Origin of the sequence: Mycobacterium sp. SMC-21, assembly GCF_045310825.1 — a bacterium.
In the GTDB taxonomy this organism is placed as follows: domain Bacteria; phylum Actinomycetota; class Actinomycetes; order Mycobacteriales; family Mycobacteriaceae; genus Mycobacterium.
In genome coordinates this window covers 190,252-208,066 of the sequence record NZ_JBJIAO010000005.1, presented here as the reverse complement: position 1 = coordinate 208,066, position 17,815 = coordinate 190,252, and the positions used below count along the sequence as shown (strand labels likewise).

Annotated in this window: 16 protein-coding genes; 7 read left to right on the top strand and 9 right to left on the bottom strand. The window is 66.5% G+C overall.

Going from position 1 to position 17,815, the window contains the following annotated elements; all coding sequences use genetic code 11:
- Positions 1-52: 52 nt before the first annotated feature.
- On the top strand, positions 53-1,819 hold the full coding sequence (locus ACJH6H_RS08140) for a GNAT family N-acetyltransferase (RefSeq protein WP_212811400.1): 1,767 nt from the start codon (positions 53-55) through the stop codon (positions 1,817-1,819).
- An 8-nt stretch (positions 1,820-1,827) separates the two neighbouring features.
- On the opposite strand, the gene ACJH6H_RS08135 is transcribed toward ACJH6H_RS08140, so the two are convergent.
- The 3 genes from ACJH6H_RS08135 to ACJH6H_RS08125 form a co-directional block, all read right to left on the bottom strand.
- Positions 1,828-3,012: an MFS transporter gene (locus ACJH6H_RS08135; protein WP_244872539.1), complete on the bottom strand. Its 1,185-nt coding sequence runs from the start codon at positions 3,010-3,012 to the stop codon at positions 1,828-1,830.
- 61 nt (positions 3,013-3,073) lie between these two features.
- Positions 3,074-3,529 (bottom strand): DUF1942 domain-containing protein, encoded by a 456-nt coding sequence (locus tag ACJH6H_RS08130; RefSeq protein ID WP_212811401.1) that lies wholly within the window; start codon positions 3,527-3,529, stop codon positions 3,074-3,076.
- Between the two features lie 668 nt (positions 3,530-4,197).
- On the bottom strand, positions 4,198-4,686 hold the full coding sequence (locus ACJH6H_RS08125) for an Hsp20/alpha crystallin family protein (RefSeq protein ID WP_244872940.1): 489 nt from the start codon (positions 4,684-4,686) through the stop codon (positions 4,198-4,200).
- A gap of 251 nt (positions 4,687-4,937) precedes the next feature.
- Here ACJH6H_RS08125 and ACJH6H_RS08120 point away from each other — a divergent pair, with 251 nt between their 5' ends.
- Positions 4,938-5,366 carry a cellulose-binding domain-containing protein gene (locus tag ACJH6H_RS08120; protein WP_212811402.1) on the top strand — a complete coding sequence of 143 codons (429 nt, stop codon included), beginning with the start codon at positions 4,938-4,940 and terminating at the stop codon, positions 5,364-5,366.
- A 15-nt stretch (positions 5,367-5,381) separates the two neighbouring features.
- Positions 5,382-6,356, top strand: a complete 975-nt coding sequence (locus ACJH6H_RS08115) for a squalene cyclase (protein ID WP_212811403.1) — start codon at positions 5,382-5,384, stop codon at positions 6,354-6,356.
- A 35-nt stretch (positions 6,357-6,391) separates the two neighbouring features.
- Here the strand turns inward: ACJH6H_RS08115 and ACJH6H_RS08110 are convergent, their stop codons facing one another.
- The gene (locus tag ACJH6H_RS08110) at positions 6,392-7,402 is read right to left on the bottom strand and encodes an AraC family transcriptional regulator (protein WP_212811404.1); all 1,011 of its coding nucleotides are present in this window, start codon (positions 7,400-7,402) and stop codon (positions 6,392-6,394) included.
- Positions 7,403-7,708: 306 nt separating this feature from the next.
- On the opposite strand from ACJH6H_RS08110, the gene ACJH6H_RS08105 reads away from it, so the two are divergent.
- The 3 genes from ACJH6H_RS08105 (at position 7,709) to ACJH6H_RS08095 (ending at position 10,603) form a co-directional block, all read left to right on the top strand.
- Complete coding sequence (locus ACJH6H_RS08105) at positions 7,709-9,139, top strand: cytochrome P450 (protein WP_244872540.1); 1,431 nt, start codon at positions 7,709-7,711, stop codon at positions 9,137-9,139.
- A gap of 34 nt (positions 9,140-9,173) precedes the next feature.
- Positions 9,174-9,638, top strand: coding sequence for a DinB family protein (locus tag ACJH6H_RS08100; RefSeq protein WP_406774611.1), 465 nt, complete (start codon positions 9,174-9,176; stop codon positions 9,636-9,638).
- A gap of 65 nt (positions 9,639-9,703) precedes the next feature.
- Positions 9,704-10,603, top strand: coding sequence for a phenylalanine 4-monooxygenase (locus tag ACJH6H_RS08095; protein ID WP_212811406.1), 900 nt, complete (start codon positions 9,704-9,706; stop codon positions 10,601-10,603).
- Here the strand turns inward: ACJH6H_RS08095 and fahA are convergent.
- Genes fahA through ACJH6H_RS08075 form a run of 4 tightly spaced genes read right to left on the bottom strand, consistent with a single transcriptional unit; the run spans position 10,590 to position 15,955 of the window.
- Positions 10,590-11,903: a fumarylacetoacetase gene (fahA, locus tag ACJH6H_RS08090; protein ID WP_212811407.1), complete on the bottom strand. Its 1,314-nt coding sequence runs from the start codon at positions 11,901-11,903 to the stop codon at positions 10,590-10,592. The genes ACJH6H_RS08095 and fahA overlap by 14 nt on opposite strands.
- Positions 11,900-13,195 (bottom strand): homogentisate 1,2-dioxygenase, encoded by a 1,296-nt coding sequence (hmgA, locus tag ACJH6H_RS08085; RefSeq protein ID WP_406774610.1) that lies wholly within the window; start codon positions 13,193-13,195, stop codon positions 11,900-11,902. The genes fahA and hmgA overlap by 4 nt, the downstream gene beginning before the upstream one ends.
- Positions 13,195-14,412, bottom strand: coding sequence for a 4-hydroxyphenylpyruvate dioxygenase (hppD, locus tag ACJH6H_RS08080; RefSeq protein ID WP_406774609.1), 1,218 nt, complete (start codon positions 14,410-14,412; stop codon positions 13,195-13,197). The genes hmgA and hppD overlap by 1 nt, the downstream gene beginning before the upstream one ends.
- A 52-nt stretch (positions 14,413-14,464) precedes the next feature.
- Complete coding sequence (locus ACJH6H_RS08075; RefSeq protein ID WP_406774608.1) at positions 14,465-15,955, bottom strand: MFS transporter; 1,491 nt, start codon at positions 15,953-15,955, stop codon at positions 14,465-14,467.
- Positions 15,956-16,141: 186 nt separating this feature from the next.
- Between ACJH6H_RS08075 and ACJH6H_RS08070 the strand changes: the two genes are divergently transcribed.
- Positions 16,142-17,296, top strand: coding sequence for a serine hydrolase domain-containing protein (locus ACJH6H_RS08070; protein WP_135356231.1), 1,155 nt, complete (start codon positions 16,142-16,144; stop codon positions 17,294-17,296).
- Between the two features lie 9 nt (positions 17,297-17,305).
- Here the strand turns inward: ACJH6H_RS08070 and ACJH6H_RS08065 are convergent, their stop codons facing one another.
- Complete coding sequence (locus ACJH6H_RS08065) at positions 17,306-17,806, bottom strand: MarR family winged helix-turn-helix transcriptional regulator (protein ID WP_135356205.1); 501 nt, start codon at positions 17,804-17,806, stop codon at positions 17,306-17,308.
- Between the last annotated feature and the right edge of the window lie 9 nt (positions 17,807-17,815).

The window sequence follows — 17,815 nt, the reverse complement described above, 5'->3', positions numbered from 1 at the left end:
CGTCGACCTGCTGACCGAGCATTCAGGCTAACCGGGGCGCTAGGGTACCGCCATGCGGCTCACGAACGTCTCGCACCTGCGACTGCCGTTCGGACGGCTCTGGGGCTACGACGTCGCGGTGTCGGCGCCGGGTCGGCAGCTTCCGGTGTCCTTTGACCAGCGGATTCATGTCGGCGCAGGGGCCCGGCCGGGCTCTTGGATGGCGTTGTCCATTCGCTTGCCGGACCGCGTGAGCCGGGAATCGCTGGCCGCTGCGTGGCTGGCGGTGGTGGCCCGCCACGGCACGTTGCGGACCGCATTTTCGGCAGGACCGGACGGCGATCCGCAACTGCACGAGATCGAAGTGCGTCCGGCCGGTTGGGTCGAGCACGAGATAGCTGCCGGCCAGGCGGTGAACGACGCGCTGCGCGGTGTCCTGGATGCGGCCTGCTCGCCGTATCAGCAGCCCTCACACCGGTTGTGCCTGCTGGAAACCGCCGCTGGTTTGACCGTGGTGATAGCGGCGGACCACAGCCACGTCGACATGTGGTCGATGCTGGTGATCGCCCGGGATCTGCTGGCGCTGCTCGCGGCTGCGCGCACCGGGCGCGTGGTTTCGCTGCCGCCGGCGCCCGCTTTCGTCGAACACACCCAGGCGCTGCTCGATCGTCCCGCGGCGCCGGACCACGTCCGGGAAACGTGGGCGCGCATCATCGCCGACAGCGGCGGGGTGATGCCGCGATTCCCGCTGCCTCTGGGCGAACCTGAGCTGGGGCCCGAGCGCGTCGAAGTCCGGGATGTGTTCGATGTCGACGCCAGTGCGGCTTTCGCCGTGCAGGCCCGCAACGACGGCGTGTCGACGCTCGCGCTGGCGGTGGCCGCGATGACGGCCGTGACCCGGGAGCTGGCCGACGCGCCGCTTCGCGCCGTCTTCCCGGTGCACAGTCGCTTCGATACCACCTGGCACGACTCGGTGGGCTGGTTCATCACCAATTCGGTTCTGGAGTCGACCGTCGCAGATCCACGTGCCGCGGCTGCCGCGGTCAAAGAAGCAGTGCAACTCGGGTCGTGGCCATTGGCGGACGTGCTGGCCCCATGGGGCGGCATGCCGATGTCGCCCGGGATGTTCGCGATCTCATGGCTGGATCTGCGGCGTCTTCCGGTTCGCATCGACGACGTCGGGCTGGACGCTCAGTACGTGAGCGCCGCCATCCAGACCGACGGCGTCATGCTGTGGTTCATCCTGGACGAGTCCGGCCTGCATCTGCGATGTCGCTATCCCGACACCCGCGAGGCGCGAACGAATGTCGGGGCATGGCTGGACCTCTTGGTGACGCGTCTGCAGTCGCAAGCGCGAACCTCGGTGCGGGGACTACTGCGGGTGGGAGACCGCAGTTTCCGGGTGGAACGGGCGGCCCGTGACGATGTCGCGTCGATCGTCGCGCTGCTGTCCGACGATGAATTCGGCCAGGACCGGGAAACCGCGGACCTCGAAGACTACGAGGCGGCGTATGACGGCCTCGTCCGTGACCACTCCAACTACCTCGGGGTGGTCCGCAACTGTTCCGATGTGATCGTTGCGACCGTCCAGCTGACCGTGATTCCCGGGCTGTCCCGCGGCGGTTCGACCCGACTACAGATAGAGGGTCTGCGGGTCACCGCGGCCGAGCGCCGAAAAGGACTGGGTACGGCCCTGGTGCAGTGGGCGCACGAGTACGGCCGGGCACACGGTGCGCGCTTGGCCCAGGTGGCCACCGACGAAGCGCGCGAACAGGCTCGGGCGTTCTATGACCGCCTCGGGTACCACGCCGCGCACGTCGGCCTCAAACGCACCATCTGAGGAGGCCGTCACCGCTCGCGGAGCGGTCGACCGCCGGTGAGCAGCCCGGCGACGAGAAGTGCTGCGCCACAAGCGCCGACGGTCGCCGGCCAACCGCATGAAGCCACAGCAGCCGCGCCGAACGCCGTCCCGAGGCTTCCGCCCACGAAGTAAACCAGCATGTACGCGCTGTTGAATCGGGCAGGCGCGGACGGATCGATCGCCAAGATGGTGGTCTGGTTCGCCACCTGTGCCGCGAACAGGCCGGTATCGAATGCGGCCAGGGCCGCCATGGTCGCCAGTGGGCTGCCCAAGCCGAAGGCGAGGACCGGGCAGGCGGCGCCCGCCACCGCGAGACCGACGAGGACCACGGGCCGGAAGCCCAATCGGTCGGTGTAGACGCCGGCGACGCGCGTCGCGAAGATCCCTGCGCTACCCGCCAAGGCGTAGAGCCCGATCTGCTTGGCAGACAGGAAGTATGGCTGTTGCGACAACGCGACCGCGATTCCGGACCAGACCGCGCAGAACGCGAAGAACCACAGTGATCCGCGCAGCGCGCCACGGCGTAACACGCGGTCACGGGCGAGCAGCCGGGGCAGCGATGCCAATCCGGCGAGATAGTTCTGTTCGACGGCTCCGGTCGCGGTCGGCAGGAACAGCAGGCAGCCGCCGGCGACTCCGAAGGCCGCGGCAGCGACCACGAGAAGCATTGCGTGCCAGCCGATCACGTCGCTCAACCAGCCGCCGGCGATCCTGCCGGCCAGGATGCCGGCCGAAATCCCGGCCGTGACGATACCCAGAATTGTCGAGCGCCGGTGCGCGGGCGCGAGGCGACCGACAACGGAACTCAGACTCGCGCCCACCGCGGAGCAGGCGCCGGTCAGCAGCAATCCGAACCCGACCAGCCACACAGTGCCGGCAACGGCGGTCAGTGCGAGCGCGGCGCCGAGCGCCAGGAACTGCCAGGCGACCACCCGCCGCGGCGAGAACCTGTCCACCAACGGGACCAGGAGCGCCAGCCCCAGCAGGTAGCCGATCGGACCGCAGGCCAACGCCGCACCGACCATCGCCGTGCCGGAGCCCAGCGATCGTGCGATGTCGGCGATGGCCGGCTGGAGCGGGTAGATCGTCGCGGTCCCCAAGGCGGCGGCCAGCGACATGAAAAGGACTGTGGTGCCGGTGATTACCGGACTTCGGTGTGCAGTTGTGGTCACGAGTCGACGTTATTGGCCACGTCGCGGGCAGCGCTGGCGGAAATCCGCCATCGCAGTCTGGCTAGCTCTTCCAGACCACCTTGTCACTGCCGCCGGCATCCCGGTACACGACGCTGTCGGGCGCGGTTCCGTTCCGGACATCGAAGTAGATTCGACCCGTGGCATAGCTGCCCGGGGCGATTGGCTGGTTGGGCAGGCCCTCGACCTCGTTGCCCTTCATGTCCGCATATGTCGAGCTGTTGACGGCCCGCGCGTTGAAATCGGAGATGTTCGGCGTCGGCGCACCGCTCACGGCGCGCGCTGTCACATCCGAGTACCAGATGCCGTCGTTGTGTCCACTCGGCTGCAGGTTGATGACGGTGTACTCGATCGCGCCACCGGGGCTGGGAATCTCGGCTCGCTGGCCGAACATCACTGCTGTCGGGTCGGCGAGCGCCGGGGTTGCCGCCAGGATTCCGGCGGCCGCGATGCCGGTAGCGGCTGCCATTGTTTTCGATGCGATCTGCGAGAACGCCACGTCGAGCTCCTTTCGTCTCCTCCTGTTTTCAGGAGTTGGCTGTCTTTGGTCCTTCTGCAGGGGTATCCAAAGGCAGGGACGACGAAACTGGCCGACGTGAAGACCGGGCCTTGCCGCCGGGGAGGGTTTGCCTAGATTGGGCGTCGGCGCCTCCTGGTAGGCGCCCAGGGTGTGGCCCTGGCGGCGTACGGCCCAGCCTTCGGGGTGGTGGAGGAACCACCGGCTCACATGACTGCTGCAGCGGCTATCGATCCCGGAGGGCTGCGCTGCACCGGCGTCATACGGCGCACCGGCCCGCGCCGCGGTCGCCGACATGTGGACTCCAAAGACCGACCAGCGCACCGGGGCCCGTATAGAGCGCACCCGACCGCTGGTGGCGTCGGTTGCTGACGGCAAGGAGCTTCAGCGGCGCAGAAGATCGCGTCGACTTCGGCGATCAGCGCTATCACCATCGTGGGGTCGTCCACACCCAGCGATTGGGCCAGCTCTTCTGGCGTGATGGTGTCAGGCGCGGCCGGCGCCGCAATCATGCTGTGCTGCATCACTTTTCACCTCCTTGCACTGTCGGCATGACACCGACCATTCAAGAATGTGCCGCAGTCGCGGAAAGTTGGCCGGCCGGTGCCGGGCTGGTCAGCGTCCAGCCCGGCACCGGCGCATCGACCCGGTCAGGCGTTCACCGGCTCCTTGGCCGCTGCCGTGTTGGTGACAGGGCTGCCGTCCTCGGTGATCACTTTGCTTTCGTCGATCGCCTTGGCGTTTCCGGTTCTGCTGACCGTGATCTTGCGCGGCTTGGCCTTCTCGGCCACCGGGATCACGAGCCGGAGCACCCCATCGCGGTAGTCCGCGGTGATCCTGCCGGTGTCAAGGTTGTTGCCCAGCACCAGCTGTCGGGAGAAGACGCCGCGCGGCCGCTCGGCGGCCAGCATTTCCCGCGACGAATCCACCGGGGACCGTTCGGCGCGCACAGTCACCACATTGTTCTCGATGTCGAGGTCGAGGGAATCGGCATTGACGCCGGGCAGGTCGAACTCGACGTGGAACTCATCGCCGTCGCGCCAGGCGTCCATGGGCATCGCCGCCGGACGGGCCGCGGTGCCGAGGACTTCTTGGGTGAAGCGATCCAGGTCTCGGAACGGGTCAGTACGCAGCAGCATCGTGGCCACCTCCATCTGTCCTTTCTCTTGTGCCATCTATGCGCTTCCAGCTCGATTATCTGTGTCGGCTGGCATAGATTTGTTTTAGCACTCGACGTCGGCGAGTGCAAGCAAGTCGCAGAAAAATTTTGATGGATGTCGACGCCCAGCCGGGTGCGCGATCTCGCGCCGGTTGCAATCGTGCAAAGGTACGGCAGCGCACCTGCGCCACGGGAGAGGGCACGCATCGGGGAGCCTTAGTCTGGGCTGCGATGACTGGACCGGACTCTCGTGTGAAGCGCTGCCGCGCAGCGCTTCACGTCGTCGTGTCCGCATTGACGGTCGCCTTCATCGGACTCGTCGGCACTCCGGTCGCTCATGCGGCCGCGGCCGGGGCGCGGCTCGTGGTGCAACACACCTGGCAGGACGGGTTCATCGCGCGCTTTGTGGTCACCAACTACAGCACCGTGCCGATGGCGGATTGGAAGATCGAGTTCGACATGCCGGTCGGGCAGTCGATCTCGCACGTGTGGAGCAGCACCTTCGCCCAGTACGGCACGCACTACGTGATCACCCCCGCCAGCTGGAACCGCGTGATTCCGCCCGGTGGTACGGCCAACGGAGGCATCCGCGGCATTCTGAGTGGCACCTACACGCCACCGTCGAATTGCGTACTCAACGGCCAGGTCTACTGCTCCTAGCGTGATGGCGGTCTGATGACGAGCGTGGCCCTTACGGACTGGCTGCTGGACTCGGACCCGGCGCTGCGCTGGCAGGTCGAGTGCGATCTTCTCGATGCGCCGGCCGCGGTGTGGGAGGGAACCCGGTCGCGCATCGCGACCCAGGGCTTCGGTGCACGCCTGCTCGCACTGCAGGATCCCGACGGCCAGTGGGCCGGCGGCGCGTTCTTCCCGGCGGACTACGACTTCGACGACCCAGAGCGGCCCGAGGAAGGCCAGCCATGGACGGCCACGACCTGGACGCTGAATGCGCTGCGGGAGTGGGGACTTGATGCATCGGTGTTGCGGGAACGCCGCACCGCCGAGCTGCTCGACGCGCACTGCCGCTGGGAGTACGACGACCTGCCGTACTGGTCCGGTGAGGTGGACTGCTGCATCAACGCCTGGACCCTGGCCAACGGCGTGTGGCTGGGCGCGGACGTCGACGGCCTCGCCGACTGGTTTCTCGAGCATCAGTTGCCCGACGGCGGGTGGAACTGTGACTGGGTCGAAGGATCGCGGAGATCGTCGTTCCATTCCACTCTGAACTCGCTCAAGGGGCTGCTGGCTTTCGAGGCCGCCACTTCGGGCAGCACCGAGATCCACGCGGCACGCCGGCGCGGGGAGGAGTACCTGCTCGAACGCCGGTTGCTCAATCGGCTCACCACGAACCAGCCAGTGGGGCAATGGATCAACGACTTCAGCTATCCGATGCGGTGGTCCTACAGCGCTCTCAATGCGGGTGAGTACTTCCGCCGCGCCGCACTGCAGGATGGCAGCGCACCGGATCCCCGGTTGAGCGACGCGGTCGACATCGTTCGGGCGGCCCGGCAGCCGGACGGCACCTGGTTGCAGACCGGCCGGCAGCCGGGCCGCGTGTGGTTCGAGGTCGATGTGCCGGCCGGGGAGCCGTCAAAGTGGCTCACGCTCTACGGGACACGACTGCTCGACTGGTGGGACTGCGCCGCGTAACCGCGGACAATGGCCGGCGCCGCGCCCTTTCGCTCTCACGTGCGGGACGCCCGGAAGGCCCGCGGACTCATCCCGTGCCACCGGCGGAACGCCTGCGAAAAGCTCGACAGCTCAACATAACCGAGTCGACTCGCCGTCTCGGCCACGGTCAAGCGACCCCCGATCAGCATCTCTTCTGAAAGGCGCTGGCGGATCTCGTCGAGGAGTTCGCGGTACGACGTGCCCTCGGCGCCGAGCCGGTGGCGTAACGTCCGCGGGCTCATCAGCAGCGCTTGGGCGATCTCGTGCGCATTCGGTGGCTGCGCCGGGGACGCCAGTAGCAGGTCGCGAACCTGGCCCGAGAGTCCGGTCCGGCTGCGCCGCTCTTCGAGGAGATTGCGGCACTGCTCCTGGGTGGCGGCGGAGTTGTAGGCGTTGGCCTGCGGCAGTGGGAGATCGAGCACGTCGATGGGCAGAATCAGCAGGTTCTCGGGTGCATCGAACTCCGGCTCGGCGTCGAATGCGGCGATGTACCGCTCGAGATTGGCAGGCCGGCGGTGGGTGAACCGGACGCCCAAGGGCGGCAAGTCTGCCGACAGTTCCCGTTTGATCACTGCGACCGCCGTGGCCAACCGGTCGATTTCGAATCGGCGGACGCGGTCGGGCGTGCCCGGCGCCTCCAGGACGAAGTGGAACTCGTCGCCGACCACCCGGGTACCGAGCGTCGACGAGGCGAACGTGAGGTCGAGATAGCGCACGCCGACGTCGATCGCACTGCGTAAGGTCGGGCTGCTGATCAAGGCGAACCCGAAGATGCCGTAGGTGGCAAGCCGATAGCGCAGCCCGACCTCGACGCCGAGGTCATCGGGATAGTCCAGCGCCTCAAGCAGATTCGTGACGACAGTCAGTTCCTGGCGGGCGGTGACCTCGGCGCCCGGGCGCTGCAGACCTTGGACAGTCAGTCGAGAGCCGGTGAGGCAGGTTTCCGGGCTGACGCCGCGTTCGCCGGCCAGCCCGAGCAGCACGCCGACGCTCGTCGGCGTGCGGGGGATGTCCCAATCAACCACATTGCCGAATCTAGTAAGTCGCGTCGCCAAGATCGATTTGCTTCGCCGAATTGATAGTGGCAGTCGCGGTTGCACCGGGTGGGCGGATACGTAGGTCGGTGACCACAGATCGTCGACCCCGGCGATCTGCTCTCAGCGTTGCCACTTCGAGTAAGTATTCCGCCGCTTAGGGTCTCCCAACTGCTCATCTTGGTTCGTAGCGTCATTACCAACGAAGAGGGATGTGCGGAGGAGGCCCCGTGAATGAGAACTGGTCAGACGCCGATCCACAGCCCGAATTCCAGATCTGACAGGACGGAGAAACTCGTGAACATTCTCGATCAGGCAATCACCAAGGCGCAGGAAGCGATCCTCGACCCAGTGCGCAGCCGCGCTCAGTCGACCATCCCGATGCCTTTGCAGATCAAGGGCATGCACCTCTACCAGAAGACGAAGAAATCGGTGGTCGGCGACAAGTCGCCGGTCTTCGTCGAGGCCCCGATTCCCCCCGTCGAGGAAGTCGAGCTGGCAGACATCGACGTCAGCAACCCGTTCATGTTCCGCCAGGGCCGCTGGCAGTCCTACTTCAAGCGGCTCCGCGACGAGGCGCCGGTGCACTACCAGCCGAACAGCCCGTTCGGGCCGTTCTGGTCCATCACCCGCTACGACGACATCGTCACCGTCGACAAGGACAACGAACGCTTCTCCGCCGAGCCGCAGATCATCATCGGTGACCCGCCGGAAGGCCTGGACGTCGAGATGTTCATCGCCATGGACCCGCCGCGGCACGACGAGCAGCGGGGCGCGGTGCAGGGCGTGGTGGCGCCCCAGAACCTCCAGGAGATGGAAGCACTGATCCGGACCCGGGTGCAGGAGGTCCTCGACGGTCTGCCCGTGGACGAGCCGTTCGACTGGGTCGACACGGTCTCGATCGAACTGACCTCACGCATGCTGGCAACCCTGCTCGACTTTCCCTACGACGAGCGCCGCAAGTTGGTCTACTGGACCGACACCGTGGCCGGCAGCGCCTCGGCCACCGGCGGCGAGGCCGACATGGATGAGATGTTCAGCGCCGCAGCCGATATGGCACGCGCGTTCAGCGCCCTCTGGTACGACAAGAAGGCTCGGTTGGCGGCGGGAGAGAAGCCCGGCTTCGACCTCATCACGCTCATGCAGTCGTCCGAGGACACGAAGGACCTGATCGACCGGCCGATGGAGTTCCTCGGCAACCTGATTCTGTTGATCGTGGGCGGCAACGACACCACCCGCAATTCGATGACCGGTGGCGTGCTCGCCCTGAACCAGAACCCCGACGAGTTCGCCCGGCTGAAGGCCGATCCGGGCCTCATCACCAAAGCGGTCCACGAGATCATCCGGTGGCAGACCCCGCTGGCCTACATGCGCCGCGTCGCCAAACAGGACACCATCCTGAACGGACAGTTCATCCGCAAGGGCGACAAGCTCGTCATGTGGTACGCCTCGGCCAACCGCGACGAGCGCAAGTTCGAGAATCCGGACGACTTCATCATCGGCCGCCACAACGCCCGCCATCACCTGGCATTCGGCATCGGCATCCACCGCTGCATGGGCAGCCGCCTCGCCGAACTGCAGCTGAAGATCCTGTGGGAGGAGCTGCTGGCCCGATTCGAGGACATCGAGGTTGTGGGGGAGCCCGAGTACACCCAGTCCAACTTCGTGAAGGGCTACTCCAAGATGATGGTGAAGGTCACCAGGAAGCAGCCGGCCGCCACGGTGTGACGAGAGGACAGCGATGGGCTCGTTCGATGTACTGATGGACGACGAACGGGCCCAGCTCGACGCCTTCGTGGAGGACTACCGCCGTGCCGTCGAACTGACTCTCGACGGCCTCACCGAGGAGGAGTCCCGCCGGCGCCTCGTCCCGTCAGCGACAACGCTTCTCGGGTTGCTCAAGCACGTCACCTGGATGCAGCGCGTGTGGTTCGAGGAATGCGTCGGCGGCACATCCCGTCAGGCTCTCGGCCTGGTGCAGAGCGTCGACGAGTCCTTCCAGCTGGATGACGACGACACCATTGCGTCGGTTCTTGCGGCGCACCGTGATGTCTGTGCGACAGCGCGGGCGGCGGTCGCCGATCTACCGTTGGACACCGTCGTGACGGGGCACCGGTCCGGGCCGCGAACCCTGCGTTGGGTCATGTTGCAGGTGCTGCGGGAGCTGGCGCACCACTGCGGGCACGCCGACATCCTGCGCGAACAGGTGCTTGCCAGTCGTGCGTGATCAGCGCGCATATCCTGGGTGTTAGACGCCGCGCTGTGCGACGCCCGGACCTCCGGGAGGCAGCGATGTTCGAGGAAGCGCAGTTGTATGCGCCGGTGACGCGGTCGGGAGATGACGTCACCGTCCATCTGGCTGCGGATCATCCAGGCGCAGTCGACCCGGAGTACCGCGCCCGCCGCAACGCTATTGCCGCGCTCGCCATGGATTGGCAGCCCGGAACGCCGCCACCCGTCGCGACCTACACCGACGACGAGCAGGAGGTCTGGCGCATCGCGTGCGCCGAGCTGCACCGGCTACACCAGCGCCGGGCCTGCACCGAGTACCTGCAGGGCAGGGAACGGTTGGGGCTTCCCGAGGATCGGATTCCGCAACTGGTCGAGGTCAACGAGAAGCTCGGGCCGCTGACCGGCTTCCAGTACGTGCCGGCGGCCGGTCTGGTGCCGCTGCGCGAGTTCTACGGACTGCTCGCCGACGGCATCTTCCACTCCACCCAGTACATCCGGCATCACTCCGTGCCGCTCTACACTCCCGAGCCGGACCTGATCCACGAGGTGGTCGGCCACGGCAATTGCCTGGCGCACGAGCGGTTCGCGGCGCTGTACCGGCTGGCCGGGCAGGCGGCGCAGCGGGTGAAAACGACTGAGGCCCTTGAATTCGTCTCGAAGGTCTTCTGGTTCTCGCTGGAGTTCGGTGTGGTCCGTCAACATGGCGAGGTACGTACCTACGGTGCCGGCCTGCTGTCGTCGTACGGGGAGATCCAGCAGATCGATGTGGCTGATCTGCGGCCATTGAACATCGCCCGGATGGGGGTGCAGACCTACGACATCACGCACTACCAACCGATTCTCTTCTGCGCCAGGGGATTCGGCGAGATCGAGGATGTTGTCGGCGGGTTCTTCGCCGAGGTCGACGACGCCATGGTGGAGCGCCTGGTGCACGACGCCGCTCAGGTCACGGGTAGGTGATCGCTGGTTGGACGACCGCGACGCATTCGCCGAACCCGATGATGGCCGCCCCGGGACGATGTGCCGTTGCCTTGAGGGTGATTTCGTCGCCGTCTTCGAGGAACGTGCGCGTTTCCCCGTTGGGCAGCGTGATCGAGCCCGTGCCGCCATGACTGAGCTCCAGCAGGCTGCCTTCGGAGCCGGTGTCAGGACCGGACAGGGTGCCGCTGCCGAGCAGGTCGCCGGGCTGCAGGTTGCATCCGTTGCTCGTGTGGTGAGTGACCATTTGCGCGAAGGTCCAGTACATGTGGCGGCTGGATGAGCGTGCGATCGGGTGCGGCGGCTCGCCGTCGTCGCGCATCCGGGCCGTGCTGATACGGACCTGCAGCTCGATATCGAGCCCACCGCTCGCACGGTGCCGTGAGCTGTCGAGGTAGGGCAGGGGAGCGGGATCACCCTCGGGACGATCGAACGGAATCCGGAACGGCGCCAATGCTTCTGGAGTCATTACCCAGGGCGAGACCGTGGTGCCGAAGCTCTTCGCCAGGAACGGGCCGAGTGGCTGGTATTCCCAGGCCTGCACGTCCCGCGCCGACCAGTCGTTGAGCAGGCAGTAGCCGGCGATGTGGGATTCGGCGTCATCGAGACGCACCGGTTCGCCGAGGCGGTTTCCCGGGCCGATCCACGCGCCGAGTTCCAGCTCGAAATCCAGGCGCCGGGTGGGTGCCAGCACAGGCGCTGGTGCGTCCGGACCCTTCAATTGCCCGTGCGGTCGCGTCACGGGAGTGCCGCTGACCTGCACGCTCGAGGCACGCCCGTGATAGCCGATGGGCACCCATTTGTAGTTGGGGAGAAGGGGATTGTCGGGCCGGAACAGCGCTCCGACGTTGCGGGCGTGGTGGATGCCGACGTAGAAATCGGTGTAGTCGCCGATGCGGGCGGGCAGCAGGACATCGACGTCACGCAGTGGGGTGAGCAACGCCGCCACGGTCTGTTGTTGCGGCGCGCCTTCGGCGAGCAGTGCGTGCAGCGCCCTACGAAGTGCTACGCGGGGACCAGATCCCAAGGCGAACAAGGCGTTCAACGTTCCGTCTGCCGCGGACTCTGCGGCCGTCTGCGCCTCGCCGGTGAGCAGGCCGGACTCGGCGAGCCCCCTCAGGTGCAGGACCATGTCGCCGATCCGGACAACACCGCCCGGTTCGCCGTTTACACCGGCGACCACGCCGAACGGCAGATTCTGCAGCGGAAAGTCACTATCAGGGCCCGCGGAGGCGACCCAACTCCGCCGGCCCGGGTCGTGGGTGAAGTCGAGTGCTGTCACGGCTTGTCCGGCTGGAAGCGCTTGACCAGCCCTCTCCAGCAGTCCGCGTAATCCTGTTGCCGCTGCGGTGAATTCGCGGCGTACGCCGTCACCTGCTGCGGGAACCGCGTCTCGAACATGAAGGCCAGTGTGTGCTCCTGCTTGACCGGTTTCAGTTCTTCGGTGCTGGCGGCGTGGAATGCGTTGGCGTCCGGGCCATGTGGGGTCATGCCGTTGTGCAGGCTGACGCCGCCGGGCACGAAGCCGTTCGGCTTGGCGTCGTACACGCCGCGCACGAGTCCCATGAACTCACTCATGACGTTCACGTGGTACCACGGCGGCCGGAAAGTGTCTTCGGCGACCATCCACCGCTCGGGGAAGCAGACGAAGTCCACGTTGGCGGTTCCGGGCGTCTCGCTCGGTGAACTGAGCACTGTGAAGATCGACGGGTCGGCATGATCGAACAGAACCGGCCCGACGGGGGAGAATCGGCGCATGTCGTACTTGTACGGTGCGTAATTGCCATGCCAGGCAACGACATCCAGTGGTGACTGGGCGATATCCGCTCGCCACAGCGTGCCGCCCCATTTCACATACATCGTGGACGGGGTGTCGCGATCCTCATACGCCGCGACCGGTGTCAGGAAGTCTCGTGAATTGGCCAGGCAGTTGGCGCCGATCGGGCCGCGTTCGGGGAGAGTGAAAGGGCCGCCATAGTTTTCGCACAGGTAGCCGCGGGCCGGACCATCGGGCACCTCGACCCGCATCTTCACGCCGCGGGGGATGACGACGATCTCACACGGTTCGGCGTCGATGATCCCGAACTCGGTGCAGAACCGTACGTTGCCGCGCTCCAAGACGAACAGCATCTCGGCGTCGCCGTTGTAGAAGTAGGCGTCCACCATCGACGACGTGATGGTGTAGACGCTGCACGCGAATCCGCTGCGGGTGTTGACGTCCCCGCCGGTCGTCATCGTCTGAACGCCGGTGATGAACGTGGTGTCCTGGTCCGGCATCGGCACAGGGTTCCAACGCATTTGGGCAATGGGAACGGCAGGAGCGTCGTCGGGCGCCGAGCGCCAGTGTTCGCCGGGGACGGCGGTGAAATCGCCCCAGTGGGCGACGCTCGGCCGAATCCGGTACAGCCAGGACCGCTTGTTGGCGGCGCGGGGTGCGGTGAATGGTGACCCGCTGAGTTGCTCGGCGTAGAGGCCGTGGGCGCACCGTTGCGGTGAGTTGCGGCCGACGGGCAGCGCGCCGGGCAGCGCCTCGCTTTCGAAGCTGTTGCCGAAACCGCTTTGGTACTCGGCCATCACAGATTCCCGCGCTTTTCCTGCTCGCGCTCGATGGACTCGAAGAGCGCCTTGAAGTTGCCCTTGCCGAACCCCAGTGAGCCATGGCGTTCGATGAGTTCGAAGAACACCGTCGGCCGGTCTCCCAGCGGCTTGGTGAAGATCTGCAGCAGATAGCCGTCTTCGTCACGGTCGACCAGGATGCCGCGCTGCTGTAGTTCCGCGACCGGCACACGGACCTCGCCGATGCGGGCGCGCAATTCCGGATCCTCGTAGTACGCATCGGGGGTGTCGAGGAACTGCACGCCCCGCCGGCGCAGCTCGTCGACACTGGCGAGGATGTCGTTGGTGGCCAGCGCCAGGTGCTGGACCCCCGGTCCGCGATAGAACTCGAGGTACTCGTCGATCTGCGACTTGCGCTTCGCCACGGCCGGTTCGTTGAGCGGGAACTTCACCCGGTGGTTGCCGTTGGCCACGACCTTCGACATGAGCGCCGAGTAGTCGGTGGCGATGTCGTCGCCGATGAACTCCGCCAGGTTCACGAACCCCATGACCCGGTTGTAGAAGCGAACCCACTCGTCCATCTTTCCGAGTTCGACGTTGCCGACGACGTGGTCCAGCGCCTGGAACAGCCGCGCGGGAGCACCGTCTCGTCGGACCAGACCACTTGTCGCCGGCTGGTAGCCAGGCAGGTAGGCACCGCGGTAGTGGGTTCCGGCGACATCCCGCTGAACCAGCGTGTGGCGGGTCTGCCCGTAGGTTGCGATGGCCGCGACGCGCACGGCGCCGTGCTCATCAGCGATGTCGTGCGGCTCTGCCAGGACTGTGGCGCCGGCTGCCTTGGCCTGTGCGATGCACTTGTCGACGTCGGGCACCTCCAACGCGATGTCGACGACGCCGTCGCCGTGGCTGGCGTGGTGGGCGATCAGGGGACTGTCGGGACTCACCGCGCCCTTCAGCACGAACCGGACAGACCCCGAACGCAGCACGAAGGCCTTGTGGTCACGATTGCCGTTCTCGGGCCCCGAGTAGGCGACCAGCTCCATGCCCCACGTCGACTGGAAGTAGCTCGCTGCCTCTGTGGCATTACCGACCACGAAAACGATCGCTTCCCAACCAGTTACGGGGAATGGATCGTCAGTCGGGTCGTATTCCACCAGGCCCACCAGCTGCTTGAGCTGGTTGACGTCGAGCCGGGCCTGCTTCTCCTGGTCGGTCAGGGCGCTCTGGTTCGCCATGTGGACATTCTTCTCCCAAATGCCGGATTACTCGATGAATTCGCGGCCGTGTTCAGCTACCACCGCGTTCGGCGGCGGGAACCTCGGCCAGCGCACAGTGATAGTGGTGGTTCTGGGGTTCCTCGGCCGGTTCTTCGGCGAGCAGATCGTTGGAGATCGTCGCGATCGCGAGCACGCCGCCGAGGGCGGCAAGGCCGGCCGATATCAGCATGGCCGTGTGGAAGCCGGCGGTGATCGCGGCGGGCGATCGGAAAGCGTCGTCCGTCAGCCCGGACAGCGGGGGCAGCAAGGCGACGGCCAGCAGCCCCGCGGTGCGCGCCACCGCGTTGTTGACTCCGGAGGCCACGCCGGCGTGGCGCTCATCAGCGGCTGCCAGGGCGGCGGCCGTGACGGGAGCGACCGTCGCCGCGAGTCCCAACCCGAAGACGACCACGGCGGGCAGTACGACGGTGCCGTATGAGGCGCCCGGGCCGATCCGCGTCATCAGCACCATGCCGGCCGCGATCACGAGCGGGCCGATGGTCAGTGGCAGTCGCGGGCCGATGCGCTGGGCGAGTGCGCCAGATGCCGACGACAGGGCCAGCATGATCGCAGTGACCGGGAGCGAGGCGGCGCCGGCCGCGACGGGGGAGTAGCCGAGCGCGGTCTGCAGCACGACCACGAGCAGGAAGAAGACCCCGCCGAGTGCGGTGTACACGACGAAGGTCACCGCGTTGGCACTCGTGAACTGTCGTGAGGAGAAAATGCCAAGCGGCAGCATGGGATTCGCGGTGCGCGGTTCGACCACGGCAAATGCGACCATTGCGACGGCACCGAGCACCCCGGCCGCGAGCACGACCGGAGAATCCCAACCGCGGTTGGGCCCTTCCACGAAGGCGACCGTCGCGCCGGCCAGCCCGGCAGTCGCCGTCGTCGCGCCGGCGTAGTCGAGGCGGCCGGCGCTCGACGGGGCGCGACTCTCGGGCACGTGGCGCAGTGCCAGCCAGGCGACCAGAGCGCCCAGCGGCACGTTGATGAGAAAAATGGCGCGCCAACTGATCGCTTGTACGAGGTAACCGCCGAGCAGCGGGCCGATTGCCGCGGCGACCCCGCCCAGCGCCGACCATGCGCCGATCGCCTTGCCGCGGTCGGCCGGCATGAACACCGACTGGATTATGGCGAGGCTGCCCGGCGTCAACAGCGCACCGCCGACGCCTTGCAAAGCCCTTGCGGCGATGAGCATTTGGGCGGTTGGCGCCAGCGCACAGATCGCTGATGCCACCGCGAACCATGCCACACCGACGACGAAAATCCGCTTGCGGCCCAACCGGTCACCGAGGCTGCCCGACAGCAGGATCAAGGCTGCCAGCGTCACCGAGTAGGCGCTGACCACGAGCTGCAGCCCGCCAACTTCGGTGTTCAGGTCGTGGCCGATCGCCGGCAGCGCCACGTTGACGACCGTCGCGTCCAGCTGGGCCATGCCGGATCCCAGCACCGTCGCGGCGAGGATCCAGCGCCCCGCCGCGCTGCTGAAACGTACGCCCGAGGAGGTGTTTGCGAGCATCGAAGTCCCCATTGAATCGCTGACGTGCCGTGAGCACCAACCTACCGCGCTGGAAAGTGATTACCTGGCAAAGATTTCCACGCGTTTGAAGTGTCGGTCTGCCCGCTACAATCACGACGGCCAGACCCAGCCCGCGTTACACCATCCGGCCATATTGTTGCGTCGACGCATGCTCTAATGGTCCGCATGGCAGGTTTGACGGAGGGGAGCGTCGATCCGGCGTTCGCCGCTGTGCGAGATATCTTCGAAGCGAGCTTCGCCGACGGACAGAACTGGGGCGCGGGCGTTTCTGTCGTGATCGATGGCAGGCCCGTTGTCGACCTGTGGGGCGGCATCGCTGACCCGCGCACGGGACGGCGCTGGCAGCGCGACACGGCTTGCGTCACCTTCTCGTGTACCAAGGCGGTGACCGCGACGGCCGCGCTGATGGTGGCGGAGCTCTACGGTGTCGACCTCGAAGCACCTGTGGTGACGTGGTGGCCCGAGTACGGCGCGGCGGACAAGAGCCACACCACGGGGGAACAGCTGCTCTCGCACGCCGCCGGTCTACCCGCTGTGGAGCGCCCCGTTTCGATCGAGGAAGCTGCCGATCCGGAACTGATGGCCGGTCTGCTCGCCGCTCAACAGCCCCTGTGGGAACCGGGATCGAAGCACGGCTATCACGCGTTGACGTTCGGTTGGCTCGCCGGCGAGATCGTCCGACGGCACGCCAAGAGGACGGTGGGTGAGTTCGTGCGATCGCACATCAGTGGAGATCTCATGATCGGCACCAGTAGCGCCGCCCTCGATGGCATCGCCCGGACCGGCTTTCCCGACGCGAGCGAACAGCAATGGGCAACGGACACCGCCGCAATCCCCGCCACCACGGTCGCACGCCTCGTCGAGGCATACCGCGATCCGCAATCCTTGTTCACCCGCGCGACCGCCAATCCACCTGCGCGCTACAACCATCCCGATGTTCTGGCGGCCGGCTGGCCGGCGAGCGGACTGATAACCACTGCGCGTGCACTAGCGGATTTCTATGCGCGCCTGAGCGCCGGGGAGCTGTTGCATCCGGAGAATCTGGCCGACGCAATCCGTGTGCGGCACAGCGGTTCTGATGCCGTCATGGTTCTCGATTCCAGCTACGGCCTGGGGTACATGCGGCCGTCGCAGTTGTTCTCGTTCCCCGATAACGCCGGACCCGGAGCGTTCGGGCATCCTGGCGCCGGCGGCGCGTTCGCGTTCGGTGACGTCGACAATCAGCTGGCGTTCGCGTTCGTGCCCAACCTCCGTCGCGACGCGCTCGCCGGGGATCGTCGTGCAAACGATCTCGTCGAAGCGACCTACGCCGCACTGTAAACGCGTTGCTCAGCCAGGAGTCGCATCCCGCCGCCGGCCGAGTTGCCGGAAGCCCGGGTGCACGGCCGGCGTCAGACCTTGCTGGTCGGCGACGGCGGCGAGCAGTTCGCCCAGCGTCTTGCGTTGTTGACTGGACAGGCCGGCGGTCAGGTCTTGTTCGTGCTCACGAGCGATCTCCGAGAGCGTCCGCATCAACTTCTCACCCGATTTGGTCAGATACAACGCGTACAGGCGCCGGTCGGTCGGGTTGCGCCGGCGTTCGACCTCGCCCCGGGACTCGAGCTCGTCGAGATATACGACCACTCTGCTGGGCAACAAACCCAGCAGAGTGCTCAGTTCCTGCTGACTGAGGCCCGGCTGAGTGGCGATCATCCGCAGGATGCCGGCATGCGGGGGAGTCAGCTTCACGGCCTCGAGACGTTCGGCGAACAACTGAGCGGCGTGGTGGCCGAGCTGGGCAAGCAGGAATGCGACACCGCCCCGCTGCTGGGCGCCGGAAGCTGATGACATGGACGAACA

Excerpts from the sequence above, each read along its gene's own strand:
- ACJH6H_RS08100 (WP_406774611.1), top strand. The coding sequence starts at position 9,174 with ATGGACGACGAACGGGCCCAGCTCGACGCCTTCGTGGAGGACTACCGC.
- hmgA (WP_406774610.1), bottom strand. The coding sequence starts at position 13,195 with ATGGCCGAGTACCAAAGCGGTTTCGGCAACAGCTTCGAAAGCGAGGCG.
- hppD (WP_406774609.1), bottom strand. The coding sequence starts at position 14,412 with ATGGCGAACCAGAGCGCCCTGACCGACCAGGAGAAGCAGGCCCGGCTC.
- ACJH6H_RS08115 (WP_212811403.1), top strand. The coding sequence starts at position 5,382 with ATGACGAGCGTGGCCCTTACGGACTGGCTGCTGGACTCGGACCCGGCG.
- ACJH6H_RS08070 (WP_135356231.1), top strand. The coding sequence starts at position 16,142 with ATGGCAGGTTTGACGGAGGGGAGCGTCGATCCGGCGTTCGCCGCTGTG.
- ACJH6H_RS08075 (WP_406774608.1), bottom strand. The coding sequence starts at position 15,955 with ATGCTCGCAAACACCTCCTCGGGCGTACGTTTCAGCAGCGCGGCGGGG.
- ACJH6H_RS08125 (WP_244872940.1), bottom strand. The coding sequence starts at position 4,686 with ATGCTGCTGCGTACTGACCCGTTCCGAGACCTGGATCGCTTCACCCAA.
- ACJH6H_RS08120 (WP_212811402.1), top strand. The coding sequence starts at position 4,938 with ATGACTGGACCGGACTCTCGTGTGAAGCGCTGCCGCGCAGCGCTTCAC.
- ACJH6H_RS08065 (WP_135356205.1), bottom strand. The coding sequence starts at position 17,806 with ATGTCATCAGCTTCCGGCGCCCAGCAGCGGGGCGGTGTCGCATTCCTG.
- ACJH6H_RS08140 (WP_212811400.1), top strand. The coding sequence starts at position 53 with ATGCGGCTCACGAACGTCTCGCACCTGCGACTGCCGTTCGGACGGCTC.
- ACJH6H_RS08095 (WP_212811406.1), top strand. The coding sequence starts at position 9,704 with ATGTTCGAGGAAGCGCAGTTGTATGCGCCGGTGACGCGGTCGGGAGAT.